Raw genomic sequence first — 18314 nt, 5'->3', positions numbered from 1 at the left:
TATTATATCAATTTACTGTTCTTAGAGTATAGCTCCAAATAACTTAAAATAAACCTTAATGGCATTCAATGTTACAATATTAACCATATTTCCAGAAATGTTCCCCGGGTTTTTGAACTATTCTCTTGCCGGAAAAGCGTTAGAAAAAAAAATATGGAACCTTGAAGTAATAAATATTCGTTCTTTTGCGAAAGATAAACATTCAACTGTGGATGATGTTCCATATGGAGGTGGAGCAGGAATGGTTATGCGTTCTGATGTAGTTGGTGATGCAGTAGATAGTATGCTCTCTGTTCATAAAAACACTAAGTTTATTTACATGACTCCATCTGGAACTAAGTTTAATCAGAATATTGCCAGAGAATTATTAGAGTTTCCTCATATAACAATATTGTGTGGTCGATTTGAAGGTATTGACCAAAGGATAATTGATGCGTATACTCCTTATGAATTAAGTATCGGAGATTATATACTTTCAGGAGGTGAGCCAGCTGCGATGGTGGTTCTCGATGCATGCATTAGACTTCTTCCAGGTGTAGTAAATAATTCCGATAGTATTATTGAAGAAAGTTTTAGTTATGATGGTGGTATGCTTGAATATCCTCAATATACTAGACCTGAGCAGTGGAAGGGATATAAAGTACCTGAGGTTTTGTTATCTGGCAATCACAAAAAAATAAGTGATTGGAGGCAGAAGCAGTCTCATGTTATAACAAAAAAGCGTAGGCCTGAATTATTGAATGGAGAGATAAATGACAAATTTACTTAAAAAATTTAACGAACAGCAAATGCAAGTGTTAGCTAAAGAAATACCAGAATTTCGTCCTGGTGATGATTTAAAGGTCACTTTTAAAGTAGTTGACGGTGCAAGTGAACGTATACAGATATTTGGAGGTGTATGTATATCAAAAAGGAACCGCGGGTTGCATTCTTCTTTTGCAGTCAGAAAAGTGAGCCATGGAGAAAGTATAGTGTCTCAATTTTTTGTTTATTCTCCTGCACTGGTTTCAGTGCAAGTGACAAGAAAAGGAAAGGTTCGTAGAGCAAAACTGTATTATCTATGCAAACTATTTGGAAAAGCTGCAAGGATCAAAGAGCGTACTACTTATGTTAAAAAGAAATCTAAGTAGATACAATAGGGAGTGATGTCAATTGTGTCATCCCAGCACTTCCCCAGTGTCATCCAAGTAGCTGATACTGGGATCTACCTTATTCTATATCATGGATGTTATTTTTAGCATGGAGTCTGTTACCAATTGCCTGATTTGTAAATATTTTTATAACTGGATTCCAGTGTCAAGCACTGGAATGACATCAACGTTTATTAAACTGGACGTTTGTACAGCTGTGGGCTTGACGATAGGATCCAGGGAAAATAAATGAGTATAAAGAAAAAATTCCTTAAATTACTTCAGTCAAGGCGTGTACATGCTCGTATAAAAAGGAAAAATAAAAAGAACAGAGCGTTACGCTTTTGCTCTTTCACGGCACTAGTTATCTCACTTGGCTGTCCTGTGTGTATATTGTTGAGTATATTAGTTAACTCTTACAGTGCCTTAACAGTAACGAAAATTTTATTGCCAATTGAAATAAGTGCTGATCTTACTTTAACAAATAATCCTAGTGATTTGCGGTATAAGTCCATTGGCTTACTCAACGATTCTTTACGTAAGGTGTTTAAAGGAACTGATTTTAAAGACAGTGACGAAATTTTAAGTCGTAATTCTTACAAAGAACTAGAGAAATTTTTTCGTAAGAAAGTAAAAGATAGTGGTGAATATGAGATCTGGTTTACCGCGTCAAGTATAATTAATTCAATAAATAAAGATAAACATTTGAATGATCGTTATGCTAAATTACTTGATTGGCTAAAAGAAAAGAGGAGAGTGAAAAAATTTTTTAATAAGTCTTTATTCCTTAAATCTGACTCTCGTGAACCTGAGAATGCAGGGATTTTAGGGGCATTTATCGGTTCATTAATGACAATTATAGTGTGCCTAGCATTAGCATTACCAATAGGAATTATGTCGGGCATCTGTCTTTACGAATTTATGCCTAAAAATAGGCTAATGACTAATATTGTAGAAATTAGCATGAATAATCTTGCTGCAGTGCCTTCAATAATATTTGGTGTAGTGGGCTTAACTCTCTATCTTGGCATATTTGGGCTACCGCGCTCTTCACCACTTGTTGGTGGAATGACTCTTTCATTTATGATGTTACCTAATATTATAATTGCAACAAAAAATGCCTTTGCGAATGTTCCTATTACGATAAAAGATGCAGCGTTTGCGCTCGGTGCGCCTCACATCAAGGTGATATTAGATCACTCTTTACCGATTGCGTTACCAAGAATAATACATGGTACTGTGCTTGCAATTGCAAGGATTTTAGGTGAATCTTCCCCTTTACTTATGATAGGTATGGTGGCATTTATTGCTGATACACCTACGTCCTTTTTCGATCCGGCGACTGTTCTGCCTGTGCAAATATACATATGGTCAAGTAGTCCTGAAATTGCATTTATTGAACTTGCTGCTATTGCAATTATAGCTTTATTATTGGTGTTATTTGCGTTAAATTTAGTAGCAAATTTTGTAAAAAAGAAATTCGAATTTTTTAATTTTTAGCAATTCATGAAAATCACAGTCCTATCTGGTTATGGCTTAAATTGCGAAAAAGAAACCGCATTTGCATTTATGGAATGCAGCAGAAAACTTGGTATTAGTAATATTGAAGTAAAAATCGTTCACATTAATGATATCATAGATAATCCAAGTGAACTGAAATTAAGCAATATACTTGCAATTCCAGGAGGTTTTTCCTATGGTGATAACACTGGTGCTGGTAATGCGTTTGCTTTACGTATTAAAAACAACTTGTTGGATGAGTTTCAAGAGTTTTTATCTCAGGACAAGCTGATTATAGGAATATGTAATGGTTGTCAGATATTAGTAAAATTAATTCCAGAGTTCTCTAGTCTAGCTTTAATCCATAATGATATAGGCAATTATCAATGCCGTTGGATTAGAGTGGGAGTTAATCCGCAGAGTAATTCTGTTTGGCTACGGGGCCTGAGTGAACTATATCTCCCTATTGCTCATGGGGAAGGCAAATTTTTTATGGATCAAGATATTTTGAACCAATTGATTGAGAGCAATTCCACCGCATTACGTTACATTGATGAAAATGGCAACTATGCTAACCTACAATTTCCTTACAATCCGAACGGATCTACATACGACCTAGCAGCTTTATCAGATAAAAGTGGAAGAGTGCTAGCTTTAATGCCCCATCCAGAGAGGGGAATATTTTTTACTCAGCAAGATAATTGGCCTCTTGAAAAAGAAAAGAGCAAGCGTTTAGGTATTGCTGTGCCAAAATATGGTGATGGAATGCTTATATTTGAAAATGCACTAAAGTATTTTTGTTAAAATTTATTGGTAGGGGTTTATGGTCGAAATTATCCCCTGATATTGCAAAAAATTACTTTACAAGTTTCGCCAGTCCCCTTATTATGATAATAAGGGTATTTATGACTCAAAACTTGTTTTTGACCTGCAGGCTCAATGACAAAATTCAGTAAAAAACTCAGGGTATTTATTGGCGGATTACATAAAATTATAGCGGCTGCATGTCTTTTTTATTTTTTCTACATTCAGCCAAATCGCGCTTATTTTAAGCGTTAGCACATTATTACAGCGCCACTTACAGTAATATAGAGTCAAAACTCGCACCACGGGAGTTCTTTGCCTTTTTTTATTTGGTAAATTTCTTAATGTTTGTAGCTAAAGCAACTTAAGAGACCGAAAATGGTGTCATTCCAGCGCTTGACGCTGGAATCTAGTCTTTATTATGCAGCCACTTATTTAAAGTTAAGTTTTCTGGATCCAAGTAGTCAGGGCACTGGGATGACACCTTGACGATTTGAAGAATCGTCATCCCGCTACTTGTTAGCGGCTAAGAGATACCGCGGCGGTATGACGTAGGGACTCCGCCAACAATATTGGAAGAAATCTGAAACTTGAGAAAACTATTTCCCGAAAGCTTCTACAAAAAGAACAGAGAGTTGAATTTATTTATAGAGCTAGTGATCAAATAACCATATGTCTCGATGAATAATAAATGGGAGAGCTAATGGGCAACAAGAAATTAATAGTTTGTATTCGTTGTAGTTATGAAGTGAATAGATTAGCAGAGTTGTATCTATTAGATGCATATGAAAAATTAGTGTTAAGTAAACCAATAAAAGTGAGCAAAAAGGAAGAAAACTCTGAATGTAAGAAAGTAGATTTGAGGAGGGTTAAATGGTAACAGTTAGATTATATGCAAGAGTTTCTTCAGGGAGACAAGCACAAGAAGGTACAATAGCAAGTCAAATTGCTGCTATAGAGAATCAAATTAGTATGGACGGACATAAATTATTAAATGAATATAAATTTATTGATAATGGTTCTAATATAATCCGTCCTGGTTTAGAAAAATTACGTGATAAAATAGCAGAAGGTAGCATTGATAAGGTTTATATTCATTCTCCTGATCGTTTATCTCGCAAGTATGCATATCAGATGGTATTACTTGAAGAGTTCAAGAAACTAGGAGTAGAAGTCATTTTTTTTAATTAGCGATAATCCAGAATGGCTTTGTTGCATCGCTACTTATGAAAGGCTAACTATAGCTAGGATTATAAGCAACCTATTGAAAATCTTGTTTTTTTGCAATCAATCTGATCAAATTTAAGAATAGTAATTTATTATTTATATTAATAAACTTAATTCTATTGAAAATAGCTAAAGCATTGAAATTCTTGAATTTTAGCCGGATTAGTGAGTGGTAGTGAAATTTCTTTTACTCAAATTTAGGTATTCACTGACCGTTCTTGTTATAAATACCAGAATAATAAGCTACTGATATTCTCCATCTTTTTTATCTTTAATCCATCATAGCTAGCGATGCAACAAAGCCATCCGGGAGGAGAAGAAGTATGGGGAAAACTTTCGGAGCTACTCAATCATCATTTTATCGGTGAAAATGGGCTTGAATACATGATAAGTATGATGGCGGTAGATGCTGGATATGCAACACAAGAAGTATACAACTGGGTAAGAGGTCACCAGGGCTCTGGGAGGGTAATGGCAGTGAAAGGTGCAAACAAAGCGCTAGTGCCACTTAGCAGCCCAAGTAGAGTAGATGTAACAGTTAGCGGACAAAAGCTAAAGAGAGGAATGAAGCTGTGGCCAGTTGGAGTATCGATATTAAAGTCCGAGCTTTTTCAGCTACTTAATGTTTTAACAGAAGGGGCGCGGGGGTATTGTCATTTTCCCGAATATCCACCTGAATATTTTAAGCAGCTAACCGCAGAGCAACTAATTACCAAGGTAGTAAAAGGATATACCAAACAAGAGTGGCAAAAGATAAGAGACCGAAATGAAGTACTAGATTGCCGAATTTACGCAAGAGCAGCGTCTATTGCCCTGGGGATTGATCGTTGGCCAGAGAGTAAATGGGAAAGTTTAGCAGGTGAAAAAGCTAAAAAGTCAAAGAGAGTGAGAAGAAGTCAATGGTTGAGTGAGAAAAGTTGATGTACAACCAAGAATATTTAACTCAAGTAGAAGAAGCGATAAAGAAGCTACAGAGCGGAGAGAGAGTAGTATCAATTGCGTACAGCGATCATGTGGTTAGGTATGGGGAAGTTCAGATAAAAGATCTATTGGATTTAAGACAACGAATCAAAGCAGAGTTAAAAGTTGCAGGTGTGAAGCCAAAGAGAAAGATTGTTATTTCAACGAGTAAGGGGATTGACAAAATTGTGTAAAAATGTTATAGTCTATAGTTGATGTTTTCTGGTTAATCATATGGCTCAAAGTCAAAAAAAGCTCAATATTAATGTAAGTTTCGAGGGTGAATTTGCTCAGTATCTTACAGAGGTCGCAAAAGCATGGAATAAAACTATACCAGAAGTTTTAGTGTGTCTTGTGAAAGAAGAATTTGAAGCAGAGAAAGAGATGGCTGAAATTATAAAAGAACGTGATGTGCCAGATGCAAAGACGGTCAGAAGTGAGGATGTCGATTGGGATAAAATATTATCTGCAAAGACAATTAAAGATGAGTGAAATACAATATTATCTATTCAGAAAAGGTTCTTGAGAGAGATTTCCTTACTTTACCACCAACAATAAGATCAAGAATTAGAAGAGCTATAGACGAGCGGCTTACAATTGATCCAATTAATCTTGGTAAACCATTAAGTGGTAGATTAGTAGGAAGTAAAAGATTAAGAGTAGGCGATTATCGGATTATTTATAAAGTAGATAAATTAGAGAACACAGTAATCATCACAGAAATAGGACACAGAAGTACCATTTATTAAGAGGTAAAGGGAGTGTTAAATAAACTGTGTCAAACCGAAAAAAAAGTAATAAATTGATATAAAAAAATGGAGGTTTGACAATGAGTCAGAAAGTAGTAAACAGAACTACCGGTTTGGTAGATTATAAAGAATTAGAAACAAATATCCTGTTGTCTATACGAGAAGGAAGACCGTTGACAGGAAGAGATGGAGCATTAACACCGTTTATAAAAAAGTTGCTGGAGGTAAGCCTGGAAGGTGAAATAGAAAACCACTTGTCGGCTGAAAGCGAAGAGAATAATCGAAGAAATGGGAGGAATGCAAAGACTTTACGTACAAGCGCAGGGTCATTTGAGCTTTTGACGCCAAGAGATAGGGAAGGAAGTTTCGAACCACAAATAGTCAAAAAAAGGCAAACAAACTTACATCCAGAGCTTGAAACGAAGATTTTGAGCACATTTGCCAGTGGTATGGGCTATAGAGATATAGTGTCACATGTTGAGGAAATTTATGATCACAAAATATCGGTGGCAGAGATATCAAGTATTACTGACAAATTGCTACCAGTAATCAACGAATGGCGTAGTCGCCCGCTGCAGTCTGTATATCCGATAGTTTTCATGGTTTTTTAAAGTCAAAGAGGACGGGCATTGCGTAAGTAAATGCATGTATAACATATTAGGCATAGATCAAAATGGCAAAAAAGAAGTATTAGGTTTTTATTTGGCTGAAAGTGAAGGAGCTAACTTCTGGTTGGGAGTGCTAAATGACCTCAAAGAAAGAGGAGATACCGTCTTGTTAGTCAACAAAAAAATTATAAAAATTTCCCAAGTTGCATCATAAAATCAAAAAATACTTCCAATTGTGTAACAGTACACAGATTATAGTTAGTGGATATGTTGATAAGTAAATTAGTTTTATACGCACAAAACAGATGAAGTTTACTTATCAACATATCCACTAACTATAATCTGTGTACTGTTACACAATTGGAAGTATTTTTTGATTTTATGATGCAACTTGGGAAATTTTTATAATTTTTTTGTTGACTAACAAGACGGTATCTCCTGTCATCCCAGCACCTTCTTCCTGTTATCTGAGTAGCTGACACTGTACGAACATTGTCTATCAGGAAGGTGTCATGCAAGTAGCTGACACTGGTTCTTTTATGAAGGTGTCATTCTAGTCTGGAATCCAGGAAACTTAATTGCAAGTAATGCATTGGGTTTGGTGAGTATAAAAGTGTTGTGTTATGGCTAACGCTGGCTAGGTTTTCCTGCATCATACCGCCGCGGTATCTCTAGATCCCGCTAACAAGTAGCGGGATGACGATTGTCAGGGTGTCATTCCAGCGCCCCTATAATGTCATCCCAGTACTCCTATAATGTCATCCCAGTGCTCCTATAATGTCATCCCAGTGCGTGACACTGGGATCTCATTTCACTCTATAATAGCAGTGCTCCTTTCTTGTCATCCCAGTACTGATTAGCTATAAAATTTAAGAAGATATTTAAGAAATTTACCAAGCGGAAAAAAAGGCAAAAGAAGCCCCGTGGTGCGAGTTTTGACTCTATATTACTGTAAGTGGCGCTGTAATAATGTGCTAACGCTTAAAATAAGCGCGATTTGGCTGAATGTAGAAAAAATTTAAAAGACATGCAGCCGCTATAATTTTATGTAATCCGCCAATAAATACCCTGAGTTTTTACTGAATTTTGTCATTGAGCCTGCAGGTCAAAAACAAGTTTTGAGTCATGAATACCCTTATTATTATAATAAGGGGGCTGGCGGAGTTTGTCAAGCAAGTTTTTTTTCTACTGAATGACAGTTGTGGCTTGGGAGGTAGTGCAAGAAGTCTATTTCCACAAAAATGCTTCAATTTATCTTAACATTTTGTCAACTACCTTTATAGGAACGACAATTTAAAAGGGCATTTTTACATATTCCATATGGCTGCCAGTTGCACCCCTCACATGCGTAATCAAATTTCTTTAAAGACATTTTCTCTCTAATCTTTTTTACCGCCTCATTCCAAGTTAAAGTCTCGCCAATTTTTATTCCTAAAATTCCCATATGCCTTCTATCTAGCTCTAAAACTTTAGCTTGTTCGGTGCATTTACCTTGTTTAGTCTGGTTTGGGCAAGCACTACAAATACTATCAAGATTGCCAACTACTTTGATTTGAGTGTTAGGATCACTCATTACTTTGCTTGCTATCTTTTTATAATTTTCTACAAAACCCTGAGAATACCCATATCCCAGAAACGCGAGGGTGCACATGAAATGATGAGGACGAAACCTTATCACTTTTTCAAATACTGCAAAACCGCTACGAGTAGAAAAATTTTTACCAAACCAGGAAGGATAAATGGTAAAACACCCACCATTATTGCTTGTCCCAGACCCAAGTAAACAGCAAGCCAACTAACACCACAAATAAAGATTACAACTGTACCAGCCAGACAACTTAAAGAATTGCGCGCGAGTAATTCACATTTAAGGCTTAAGAGTTCATTTACTTCACCCATCACTATGACAGCAGCTAAAAAGCCAATTAAATATCCACCTGTTGGTCCGAGAAAAATGTGATAACCACCAGAAAAATTCGCAAAAACAGGAAATCCTGCTGCACCAAGTGATAGATATGTAAGCACAGAATAGAATGCTGTTCTGCGGTTAAATTTAAGCCCAATAAGCATTACTCCTAAAGTTTGCAATGTGATAGGCACAGGCTGCAATGGTACGCTTATTTGAGCCATCAAGAATAAAAGTAAAACGCAAGACAATATTTCAGCCAGTGTTGATCTACTGCTAGATTGTGTTATAAACATACCTTCCCAATAAAAATAACTTATAAAATATAATATATATAAGAGGTTTTGCAATTTAAATTTTGCTTATATTGTGCTACAATGAATTATTTATGCACTATTAAATTAAAAATGATAAGTAAACAAGATCTATTATCGTTGATGAAAGTAAGACACAGCGGACGTTCATACGATACTACAAGAGCAATATCTCAGGAAGACATGGATATTTTAATGGAAGCTGTAAGGCTGACTCCCTCATGTTTTGGTGATGAACCTTGGAGATATGTGATATGCAACAAACAGAACAATCAAAGCGCATGGGAAAAGCTGCTAAATTGTCTTGATGAATCTAATCAAAAATGGGCAAAAGATGCACAAGTGTTAATCATATCTTTCAGTGCTAAAAACTTCCGTAAACGAGGTAAAGGAGAAAATCTTTGGGCTAGTCATGATACTGGTGCAGCAAATTATGCACTTATGCTACAGGCTGCATCTGTGAACTTAATGGCTCATCAAATGGGTGGATTTGATAGAGATAAAATAGTAGAAAGATTCAACATATCCGATGATTTTAATGTAATGTCAGTGATAGCGGTTGGTTACGAAGAAGAGGGTGCTGAAACAAGTAAGAAAAAAAGAAGACCAATAGAAGAAATATTTTTTTATGATGAGTGGCCAAGGTCCTAAAAATTTTATCAAGATGCACGGTACTGGCAATAATTTTGTTATCATAGACTCACGTTCAACAAACAATTTAGACTGGAACTATAGACAAATTGCTGATCAAAGCAGTTGTGATCAAGTGATAATTATAACAATGTCTAATGCTGCAGACTGCTTTATACATATCTATAATGCTGATGGTAGTCGAGCTGAAATGTGCGGAAACGCAGCACGCTGTGTTGGATATTTGATAATGTCAGAAAAAGGTACTGAGTATATCACTATTGAGCTGGTAAACAAACGCATTTTAGAGTGTTTTAAAGTTGGTGATAAATCCATAAAGGTTAACATGGGTAAACCTTTGCTAAAATGGCATGAAATTCCCTTGTCTACTGAGTGTGACACTCTTCACTTACCTATAGAGCTTGAAATGCTAAAAGATCCTGTTGCAGTAAATATTGGTAACCCTCATATAGTTTTTTTTGTTGATAACATAAGTGAAATACCATTGCGAAATTTAGGACCAAAGCTAGAAAATCACGTACTATTTCCTCAGAAAATTAATATTAGTATTGCACAAGTTGAAAAGTCTGGAGAAATAGCTTTAAGAGTTTGGGAAAGAGGTACAGGCATTACTGCATCATGCGGTAGTGCAGCCTGTGCAGCACTTGTTGCATCCACACTACGTGGATATCTGACTGCCCAACAGACTTCAGTAGATTTACCAGGAGGTAAGTTATTAATCGAATGGGCAAATAACGTATTCATGACCGGTGATATAGGATTTTTGTGATCGTTGTTTTCACAATGCAAAACTACTTGACAAACTCCGCCAGCCCCCTTATTATGATAGTGAAGGTATTCAGTTATCTTCATCTGTGCAGATTAAACAGCAAGAAAACAACGTAGTTGGCGTCTTATTTTTAATTTTTTGCACTATGTGCACCTTATGTCTTCACAACATTTCTGGGTTTTTACCTATATAAGCTGAAACGCGCTTATAAGTCGTTTAAGACAGTATAGTACGCCAATTTGCAGGATTAGAGAGTGACAACTAGCTAACACGGGATTTCTTTTGCCTTTTTTTCTGCTTAGTAAATTTCTTAAACATTTGAACTAAGGTGAGCTGCACTTAAAAGCAGCTAAATTGCAGTGTTTAAGACTTAAAAAAACGCCAATACAGAAAATAGACAATAACCAGGGCTTCTTTTGCCTTTTTTTTCGTTTGGTAAATTTCTTAACGTTTGTAGCTAAAAGAGCCCAAGAGAGGTGTCATCCCGCTGCTTGTTAGCGGGATCTATGTTAAGAGATACCGCGAATGAATCGCGGTATGACGTAGGACTGCTGTCATCCCAGTGCCCAGACACTGGGATCCAGCTAAGTTAGTGAGTGTAAACAGTAGCCAACCTTACGTTAAAACACAACGTTCTTGATGAGATTGCATAAAAACTGGATTCCTTACATCATAGAGGCACTGCCATTATAGAGTGAACCAGTGTCTGGGCACTGGGATGACAAAAAAAGGGGCTACTTGGATGACAAAAAAGAGGCACTGGGATGACACCCTGACAATCGTCATCCCGCTGCTTGTTAGCGGGATCTGCTGAGATACCGTGGCGGCATGACGCAGAGCTCACGTTAGCTATACTTTTATACTCACCAACTCAGTATCCAATCTGGATCCCAGTGGGCTTTGTTGCATAGCAGCAGAAAAGCTAGTGATTACTGACTAAATTCATTATAAAATGACGATTTAAGGATAAATATGCCACAAAAAATGAGAGTCAGTAACCATAGAGAATATAACAAATTTCTAGAAAAAAGAGGAAATATTTTTCATTATATCAACGAAGCCATAGAAAATTGGTATGAAATTGGGCCAAAAATGTAGGGTGGCAACAATATTTACAGCAACAAAGTGGTAATTTTGATACATATAATAACCCATCTATTCAGAATAGGTTTGAGTGGGATTTTTAGAGGGATACATTGAACAAATAGGAAAAAATTTGCAGCTATTCACAAGCATCAAAAGAAACTTGATATTAAGATCAATGATTGCAGAGTTGATAAAAATAACATGGAAGATATCGAAATTGCTATAGACAGTACAGGAATTAGTATATACAACAACACACAGCAAAGAGAATAGCAAAGATAGAGAGTACCGCGGCTATAAACAAGTAAGAAAATTGCACATAATGTTGAGCAAACAAGTCATAGCTACAAAATACAGTAATGGCGTTTACTCTGATCACTATGGAGCATTGGGGAAATTTGATGTTAAATATGCTATAAAAGCTCTATAAGCTGTGTAATCAATATGGCATAAAAACGAAAATTCCTCCGAAAAACAACGCAGCAGAGCATCCAAAATTGGATTATATGCTTGATAGAAATGCCGCTATTCAGTTAATGAAATTACATGGTGAGAATGGTATAAAAAGATGGAAAGAAGAAGTAAATTACGGAAAAAGATCGTATATTGAAGGATTTTTCTCAAGGTTGAAGCGAATATTTGGGTTTAGTTTTAAGAATAAATCTGAGACAAATAGAGAGAAGAAACTGCTTATTAAATGCTACTTAATGAACAAATTTACTGCAATTGGTATGCCTAAATTTGAAATAGTCGCATAAAATTATTTACTCTGGAAAAAACTTACGTTGCTATGCAACAAAGCCCACTGGGATCTAGAAAAAAGAAATGTGGATTCCAGTGTCAAGGCACTGGAATAACACCACTTACTAAGTATTTAAACTATAATGTTCATCATTACACGCTGGCAGGATGTCATATATAGTGTTACCCAGGTAGCTGTGCTGGGGCTTATCGTCTTTAAGATCCCAATTAGATAGAAGGTTTATACTTTTTTCAAATCAAAGCTTGAATTTTTGCTTGAAAATCAATATATTATATATATGAAGTTTTAATTTAAGTTGTTATGTTGACCCCAATGGCAAGCTTATGTGTTGATAGCAGAACCAATCTCATGCAATATATTGCTAGAGTGCAAAAATTTCCTATGCTGTCTCAAGAGGAAGAGGTACGATTAGCAAAAAATTGGAACCAATATAAGGATATTTCTTCTGCTCATAAATTGATTACCAGCCATTTGAATTTGGTAGTGAAAATTGCAATGAAATTCAAAAATTATGGACTATTGTTGATGGATCTGGTCATGGAAGGGAATATGGGTTTAATGCATGCAGTAAAAAAGTTTAATCCTGATTTAGGGTTTCGTTTTTCAACTTATGCAGTGTGGTGGATTGAAGCTTCAATAAAAGACTTTATATTGAAATCTTGGTCGTTCGTGAAAATAGGCACAACGCAAGCACAAAGAAGATTATTTTTTAGTTTACGTAAAATAAAAAAAAGAATTTTACAGTATACAAACAGAGAGACTTTAAGCAATGAAGAAATAAAAGCAATATCTAATGAGCTTTCTGTATCCGAAGGAGATGTTCTGCAGATGAATTACCGTTTGGCTTGTAAGGATCAGTCGCTAAACGATTGCATAAAAATAGGTGATGACTCTAAAAGGGAGTTGCAAGATATGATCCCATGTAACTTGGTCAGTCAAGAAGTAACCTATCAGAATCATGAAGAAAAAGAATTAAAAGAAACAATTTTAAACAATGCACTAGCAAGCCTTAACGAAAGGGCAAGAGACATTTTTATCAGTAGATATTTGTCTGAAAACACTCAAACTCTAGATGAACTTAGTAAAAAATATTGTGTTTCAAGAGAAAGAATAAGACAGTTGGCTGAGCAGGCGATGGCTAAGGTAAAACAATATATACAATCAGAAAGTTTGAAATTTGGTTTGCATGCGTAGTTTTTTTATATTTCTAATATTTTTTTCAATAGGCGCTTTTGCATCGGTTAGTGATGTGCAATTGAAGGAAAAATACAAAGACTGGCTTGTATATACTACATCAGAAGATGGAGAGAAAGTGTGTTACATTGTATCTTACCCTAAGACAAAAAGCGAGCATTATACAACCAATCGCAAGCCGTATGTAATGGTCAGTTATGTTGATAAAAAAGCAGATGAGGTAAGCGTTACCTCTGGTTTTCAGTATGATAAGGAGCCTGTAGCTCTCAATATCGACAAAAAAATTAAATATACACTGCCTATAATACAGGGAAGTTTTGCGTGGGCAGAGCATACAAAAATAGATCAAGATCTCATTCTAAAAATGAAGCAGGGATTATCAATGGTAGTTAATGGAAAAACAAAAACAGTGACCATTGATGATACTTATTCCCTACTTGGTTTTCAAAAAGCGTATCAAAAAATGCATGATTTATGTCATACAAAGTAAATCATTGTAACAAAATACCCAGCTATAGTATAAACTGGACTACTCTTTCAATGGAAATATAAATAGCACTTTACTTTATATAGGATGTGGATATCATTTAAAATATATTTTTGAGAGTTAGCAATGTCAGAGGTTGCAGGTGTAGATACAGAAATCAAAAAAAATTCTGTGTGCGAGCAGATGCGTTTTAGCGTGAGCCGTACAAGTCTTTTAAATACATTATCCAGAGTAAGTGGAGTGGTTGAAAGGCGTAATGCAATAGATGTTTTGGCATGTATAAATATCAAAGCACAACACGGCAGCATAAAATTAATGGCAACTGATCTTGACATTTCAATGTTTGCCTCACTTGCTGCAACCGTATTAACAGAAGGAGAAGTAAAAATTTCAGCGCATACTTTACATGACATAGTGAAGAAGTTACCCGCTGATTTGGATGTCAATTTTGAAGTAAACAACCAAAGAAAATTATTGATGTCTTGCGGAAATGCAAACTTTTCTTTACCGAATGTAGTTTCAAGCAGCTTTCCTGCTCTTGAAGAAGACAATTATAAACATGATTTTATTCTACTAAATACGGACCTGATAGACTTATTAACTAAAACAAAATTTGCTGTATCACTAGATGATACAAGGTATAATTTAAATGGAATATATCTACATACAGACGAGCAGTTTCTGTACTGCGTTGCAACTGATGGTCACCGTTTATCATGTATAAAGAGACCAAAGCCTGGGAACATCAATGGCGAATTTGGTGTGATCATTCCACGTAAAACTGTTATGGAGCTGTTAAAAATATTGGACGACTGTAGTGAAATTAATGTAAAACTCTCAGACAGAAAAATCAAGTTTACATGCGGTGAATATATTCTAATATCAAAATTAATAGATGGGACTTTTCCAAATTATAAAGCAGTTATTCCAGCATCTCAAGATAAGCATATGATTATTGAAAGTAAAAAACTTTCAGATGTTATAGATCGAGTTTCCGTTGTTGTATCTGATAAAGTAAAATCCATTAAATTCTCACTACAAGAAAAGCTGCTGACTCTGCATTCAAACTCTCAAGAGTGCAATGATGCAACTGAATCCATAGAAGTGGACTACAATGAAGCCCCTATAGAAATAGGGTTTAACTCGCGTTATTTACTTGATGTTCTATCCTGCATAAAAAATAAATGTAAGTTTAGCTTAGCCGATGGTAATAGTGCTACAATTATCACTGATGAAGACGATTCAAGTGTATTATATGTAGTGATGCCAATGAGAACTTAAACTTGTCATCCCGCTTCTTGTTAGCAGGATCTGGAGATACCGTGGCGGTATGACACTTATTTCACTAAGAACGTTACTTTTTATTAAATTAGTAATCTATCTTTACCAAATATAAGCCAAAAGGTGGTGCAGTAACTCCAGCTGCATTTCTTTTGCATTGGTTTAATATATTTAGCATTTCTTGTGGATTAGTTCTATTTTTTCCAAATTCAACTAAAGTACCCACAATGATCCTCACTTGGTTATGTAAAAAGGAAATAGCAGATATTTTGATGTGTATATGATTCCCATTTTGTATTATATCGATATCATCAATTGTTCTCATCGGATTTGCGGCTTGACAATCTTTTGAACGAAAACTTGAAAAGTCATGTTTTCCAAGTAGATGTTTAGCAGCTTCACGCATAATATTTACATCAAGTGGGTTAAACACTTGCCATACATAACCTGTCTCCAGAGCGGCAGGAGCATAGCGATTAACTATTCTGTATTCGTAATATCTTTTTTTTGCTGAAAACCGTGCGTGAAACGCATCATCTACAACTTCTGCATTCAGTACAACTATGGGAATTGATTTTAAATGATAATTTATTGCGTTTCTTATTCTATAAAGCTCAAATTCCTTTTCCATATCAAAATGAGCAATTTGTCCTAAAGCATGAACCCCTGCATCAGTCCTGCCACCGCAGTACAAAGTAACTTTCTCACCACTAAAATTAAATATAGCATTTTCTATGGCTTCCTGGATTGAATTAGCAGAATGTTGCTGCTTCTGCCAGCCAGAGAAACTACTACCATTGTATTCTATCGTTATTTTGTATCGCACTGCAGAGTCTATCTAACTTTCTATCTTAATATAATTTAGGTAGCTAATTTTTCTACGATAACGTTCTTCGTTATTAAAAAACCCTTGGCAGGTTGTTCACGTTTGATTATCATGGAAGTTATACAAGTTAATAAATGATCCATGGCAAACAACTCAGAAGAAAGAAATAATGATAAGCAAAAAGCATTAGATAACGCAATAAGCCAGATTGAAAAAGCATTTGGTAAAGGTGCAATAATGAAGTTGAAGCAAAACCCTGTAGAGAAAATAGACACAATATCCACAGGATCAATTGCGCTTGATTCGGCTCTAGGTGTTGGAGGTCTGCCAAAAGGACGTATAATTGAAATATTTGGTCCCGAGAGTTCTGGTAAAACCACTCTTGCCTTGCACGTGATTGCTGAAGCACAAAAAAAAGGAGGATCATGCGCATTTATCGATGCAGAACATGCATTGGATGTCTTATATGCTCGTAAACTTGGGGTAAGCACTGATGATTTAGTAATTTCGCAACCAGACACTGGGGAACAAGCATTACACATTGTTGAGTACTTAGTGTGTTCTGGTGCGGTTGATGTGATAGTTATTGACTCTGTTGCAGCGTTAACTCCAAGAGCTGAAATTGAAGGTGATATGGGTGATCAACATATGGGGCTGCAAGCAAGGCTTCTAAGTCACGGGCTACGAAAGCTAACCTCTGCCGTTTCAAAAGCGAACTGTATATTGATATTTATTAATCAAATTCGTATGAAAATAGGAGTAGTGTATGGAAATCCTGAAACTACCACGGGTGGAAATGCATTAAAATTCTATACTTCTGTAAGGCTTGACATAAGAAAAGTTGGTGTAATAAAAGACAAAGAAAATATTACAGGCAATGAAACAAGAGTTAAAGTTGTAAAAAATAAAGTTGCTCCTCCATTTAGAGAAGCGAAATTTGATATAATGTACAATGAAGGTATATCAAAACTCGGAGAAATAATAGATATGGGAGCAAAGCTTGGTGTGCTTGAAAAAGCAGGTGCTTACTATTCATATAACAATACACGTCTTGGACAAGGAAGAGAGAATGTAAAAACTTACCTAAAAACAAACAAAGAAGTCGCAAATGAAATAGAAATGAAAATCAGAGATTTACTCAGAAATCATGATAATTCTATTATAATAGACGAGGATAGTGAGCAACTTTTAGAAGAATCAGTGTTCTGATCTAAACTTAGTTTGTGTTGGATGGGTTGTTACAGTATGACGGTGTGTGCTAATCTGTAATGTTACCTTGTATCAAGAGGACTTTGCTGAAGCAGTTAAAAAAAGCTTTTCATGAGAAATTATAAATGATAAATTGTTAACAATAGGTTATTGTGAATAAGATTATGTGTTTTAGTTTACCTAATATAAACAGGGAAGGTTATTTATTTATAGTCGTTGCCTTTATAGTAACGTGTATAGCATTCTCTATATCTTGGGGGTTTGGTGTTACGTGCTTGTTTCCGACATTATTGTGTACTTATTTCTTTCGCGATCCAACAAGAGCTGTGCCAAACAACAAGGATCTTATATTAAGTCCTGCTGATGGTGTGATTTCAAAAATTGAAGAAGTTAATTATCCTTTATCGGCAGAAAATGGAGAAGAGAAGAAGTTCACGCTTGTTAGCATATTTTTAAGTGTTTTGAACGTCCATGTGAACCGTATACCAATATCTGGTACGATAAAGGAAATGAATTATAAAAAAGGCAAGTTTGTATCCGCAATGAGCAATAGGTCTAGTAATGAAAATGAAAAGCAGGTTATTGTGATTGAATACGAAAAGGGAAAAGAAATTATTGTGGAGCAAATAGCTGGATTAATTGCACGTCGTATCGTTTGTAATTTAGGAGTATCCCAGAATGTGAAAGCAGGTGAAAGGTTTGGAATTATAAGATTTGGTAGTAGAGTGAATATTTATGTTCCTGCTGATATAGAAGTCAGAGTTTCAGAAGGGCAAACTGTTATTGGTGGTGAAACAATTATAGCAAACTTAAATAAGGAAAACGTTCAAGAGAAGCTTACTTTTGACGT

The 18314-nt window shown here is 35.6% G+C and carries 21 protein-coding genes and 2 pseudogenes; 20 read left to right on the top strand and 3 right to left on the bottom strand.

Translation table 11 applies throughout. The annotated features are described in order from the left end of the window. Positions 1-58 precede the first annotated feature (58 nt). The 11 genes and pseudogenes from trmD to ABWU38_RS00065 form a co-directional block, all read left to right on the top strand. Positions 59-769, top strand: a complete 711-nt coding sequence (gene trmD / locus ABWU38_RS00115) for a tRNA (guanosine(37)-N1)-methyltransferase TrmD (RefSeq protein ID WP_264328690.1) — start codon at positions 59-61, stop codon at positions 767-769. After that, the gene (gene rplS, locus ABWU38_RS00110) at positions 753-1130 is read left to right on the top strand and encodes a 50S ribosomal protein L19 (RefSeq protein ID WP_253307222.1); all 378 of its coding nucleotides are present in this window, start codon (positions 753-755) and stop codon (positions 1128-1130) included. The genes trmD and rplS overlap by 17 nt, the downstream gene beginning before the upstream one ends. A gap of 249 nt (positions 1131-1379) precedes the next feature. Continuing rightward, positions 1380-2630: a PstA family ABC transporter permease gene (locus ABWU38_RS00105; RefSeq protein ID WP_253307221.1), complete on the top strand. Its 1251-nt coding sequence runs from the start codon at positions 1380-1382 to the stop codon at positions 2628-2630. 6 nt (positions 2631-2636) lie between these two features. After that, positions 2637-3434 carry a phosphoribosylformylglycinamidine synthase subunit PurQ gene (locus tag ABWU38_RS00100; RefSeq protein WP_264687850.1) on the top strand — a complete coding sequence of 266 codons (798 nt, stop codon included), beginning with the start codon at positions 2637-2639 and terminating at the stop codon, positions 3432-3434. A gap of 703 nt (positions 3435-4137) precedes the next feature. After that, on the top strand, positions 4138-4314 hold the full coding sequence (locus tag ABWU38_RS00095) for a hypothetical protein (protein WP_264687851.1): 177 nt from the start codon (positions 4138-4140) through the stop codon (positions 4312-4314). After that, the gene (locus tag ABWU38_RS00090; protein ID WP_264687852.1) at positions 4308-4625 is read left to right on the top strand and encodes a recombinase family protein; all 318 of its coding nucleotides are present in this window, start codon (positions 4308-4310) and stop codon (positions 4623-4625) included. The genes ABWU38_RS00095 and ABWU38_RS00090 overlap by 7 nt, the downstream gene beginning before the upstream one ends. Before the next feature lie 345 nt (positions 4626-4970). Then, positions 4971-5582 (top strand): annotated as a pseudogene (locus tag ABWU38_RS00085) (terminase gpA endonuclease subunit); the annotation flags it as partial. Beyond that, positions 5582-5815: a hypothetical protein gene (locus tag ABWU38_RS00080; protein WP_353272265.1), complete on the top strand. Its 234-nt coding sequence runs from the start codon at positions 5582-5584 to the stop codon at positions 5813-5815. The pseudogene ABWU38_RS00085 and the gene ABWU38_RS00080, both read left to right, overlap by 1 nt. 40 nt (positions 5816-5855) lie before the next feature. Next, positions 5856-6113 carry a hypothetical protein gene (locus ABWU38_RS00075; protein ID WP_264688165.1) on the top strand — a complete coding sequence of 86 codons (258 nt, stop codon included), beginning with the start codon at positions 5856-5858 and terminating at the stop codon, positions 6111-6113. Then, positions 6110-6370 (top strand): type II toxin-antitoxin system RelE family toxin, encoded by a 261-nt coding sequence (locus ABWU38_RS00070; RefSeq protein ID WP_253303276.1) that lies wholly within the window; start codon positions 6110-6112, stop codon positions 6368-6370. The genes ABWU38_RS00075 and ABWU38_RS00070 overlap by 4 nt, the downstream gene beginning before the upstream one ends. 80 nt (positions 6371-6450) lie before the next feature. Continuing rightward, positions 6451-7153: pseudogene (locus ABWU38_RS00065) on the top strand (transposase); the annotation flags it as partial. 1092 nt (positions 7154-8245) lie between these two features. Here the strand turns inward: ABWU38_RS00065 and ABWU38_RS00060 are convergent. Together ABWU38_RS00060 and ABWU38_RS00055 are read right to left on the bottom strand one after the other, a co-directional pair. Next, positions 8246-8656 carry a DUF1284 domain-containing protein gene (locus ABWU38_RS00060; protein ID WP_353272264.1) on the bottom strand — a complete coding sequence of 137 codons (411 nt, stop codon included), beginning with the start codon at positions 8654-8656 and terminating at the stop codon, positions 8246-8248. Beyond that, positions 8653-9180 (bottom strand): biotin transporter BioY, encoded by a 528-nt coding sequence (locus tag ABWU38_RS00055; RefSeq protein ID WP_264687867.1) that lies wholly within the window; start codon positions 9178-9180, stop codon positions 8653-8655. The genes ABWU38_RS00060 and ABWU38_RS00055 overlap by 4 nt, the downstream gene beginning before the upstream one ends. Before the next feature lie 81 nt (positions 9181-9261). Here ABWU38_RS00055 and ABWU38_RS00050 point away from each other — a divergent pair, with 81 nt between their 5' ends. From ABWU38_RS00050 to dnaN, 7 genes are all read left to right on the top strand, one after another. Continuing rightward, positions 9262-9849: a nitroreductase family protein gene (locus ABWU38_RS00050; protein WP_353272263.1), complete on the top strand. Its 588-nt coding sequence runs from the start codon at positions 9262-9264 to the stop codon at positions 9847-9849. Further along, the gene (gene dapF / locus ABWU38_RS00045; protein ID WP_253309959.1) at positions 9830-10618 is read left to right on the top strand and encodes a diaminopimelate epimerase; all 789 of its coding nucleotides are present in this window, start codon (positions 9830-9832) and stop codon (positions 10616-10618) included. The genes ABWU38_RS00050 and dapF overlap by 20 nt, the downstream gene beginning before the upstream one ends. A gap of 972 nt (positions 10619-11590) precedes the next feature. After that, positions 11591-11716 (top strand): hypothetical protein, encoded by a 126-nt coding sequence (locus ABWU38_RS00040; RefSeq protein WP_264732015.1) that lies wholly within the window; start codon positions 11591-11593, stop codon positions 11714-11716. Positions 11717-12210: 494 nt separating this feature from the next. Further along, positions 12211-12462, top strand: a complete 252-nt coding sequence (locus tag ABWU38_RS00035; RefSeq protein WP_253309417.1) for a hypothetical protein — start codon at positions 12211-12213, stop codon at positions 12460-12462. A 305-nt stretch (positions 12463-12767) separates the two neighbouring features. Then, on the top strand, positions 12768-13661 hold the full coding sequence (locus ABWU38_RS00030) for an RNA polymerase factor sigma-32 (RefSeq protein ID WP_253309418.1): 894 nt from the start codon (positions 12768-12770) through the stop codon (positions 13659-13661). Then, positions 13654-14151, top strand: a complete 498-nt coding sequence (locus tag ABWU38_RS00025; RefSeq protein ID WP_353272262.1) for an invasion associated locus B family protein — start codon at positions 13654-13656, stop codon at positions 14149-14151. The genes ABWU38_RS00030 and ABWU38_RS00025 overlap by 8 nt, the downstream gene beginning before the upstream one ends. 123 nt (positions 14152-14274) lie before the next feature. Further along, positions 14275-15429 (top strand): DNA polymerase III subunit beta, encoded by a 1155-nt coding sequence (gene dnaN / locus ABWU38_RS00020; protein ID WP_353272261.1) that lies wholly within the window; start codon positions 14275-14277, stop codon positions 15427-15429. A gap of 88 nt (positions 15430-15517) precedes the next feature. On the opposite strand, the gene truA is transcribed toward dnaN, so the two are convergent. Next, positions 15518-16255, bottom strand: a complete 738-nt coding sequence (truA, locus tag ABWU38_RS00015; RefSeq protein ID WP_096617503.1) for a tRNA pseudouridine(38-40) synthase TruA — start codon at positions 16253-16255, stop codon at positions 15518-15520. A gap of 141 nt (positions 16256-16396) precedes the next feature. Between truA and recA the strand changes: the two genes are divergently transcribed. Both recA and ABWU38_RS00005 read left to right on the top strand, forming a co-directional pair. Further along, positions 16397-17464: a recombinase RecA gene (gene recA, locus ABWU38_RS00010; protein WP_264687864.1), complete on the top strand. Its 1068-nt coding sequence runs from the start codon at positions 16397-16399 to the stop codon at positions 17462-17464. 164 nt (positions 17465-17628) lie between these two features. Then, on the top strand, positions 17629-18314 hold a 686-nt coding region (locus tag ABWU38_RS00005), incomplete at its 3' end, for a phosphatidylserine decarboxylase (RefSeq protein WP_353272811.1).

This window comes from Wolbachia endosymbiont (group A) of Urophora cardui, assembly GCF_964028435.1.
GTDB lineage: Bacteria > Pseudomonadota > Alphaproteobacteria > Rickettsiales > Anaplasmataceae > Wolbachia.
This window is presented reverse-complemented; position numbering and strand designations above follow the sequence as displayed.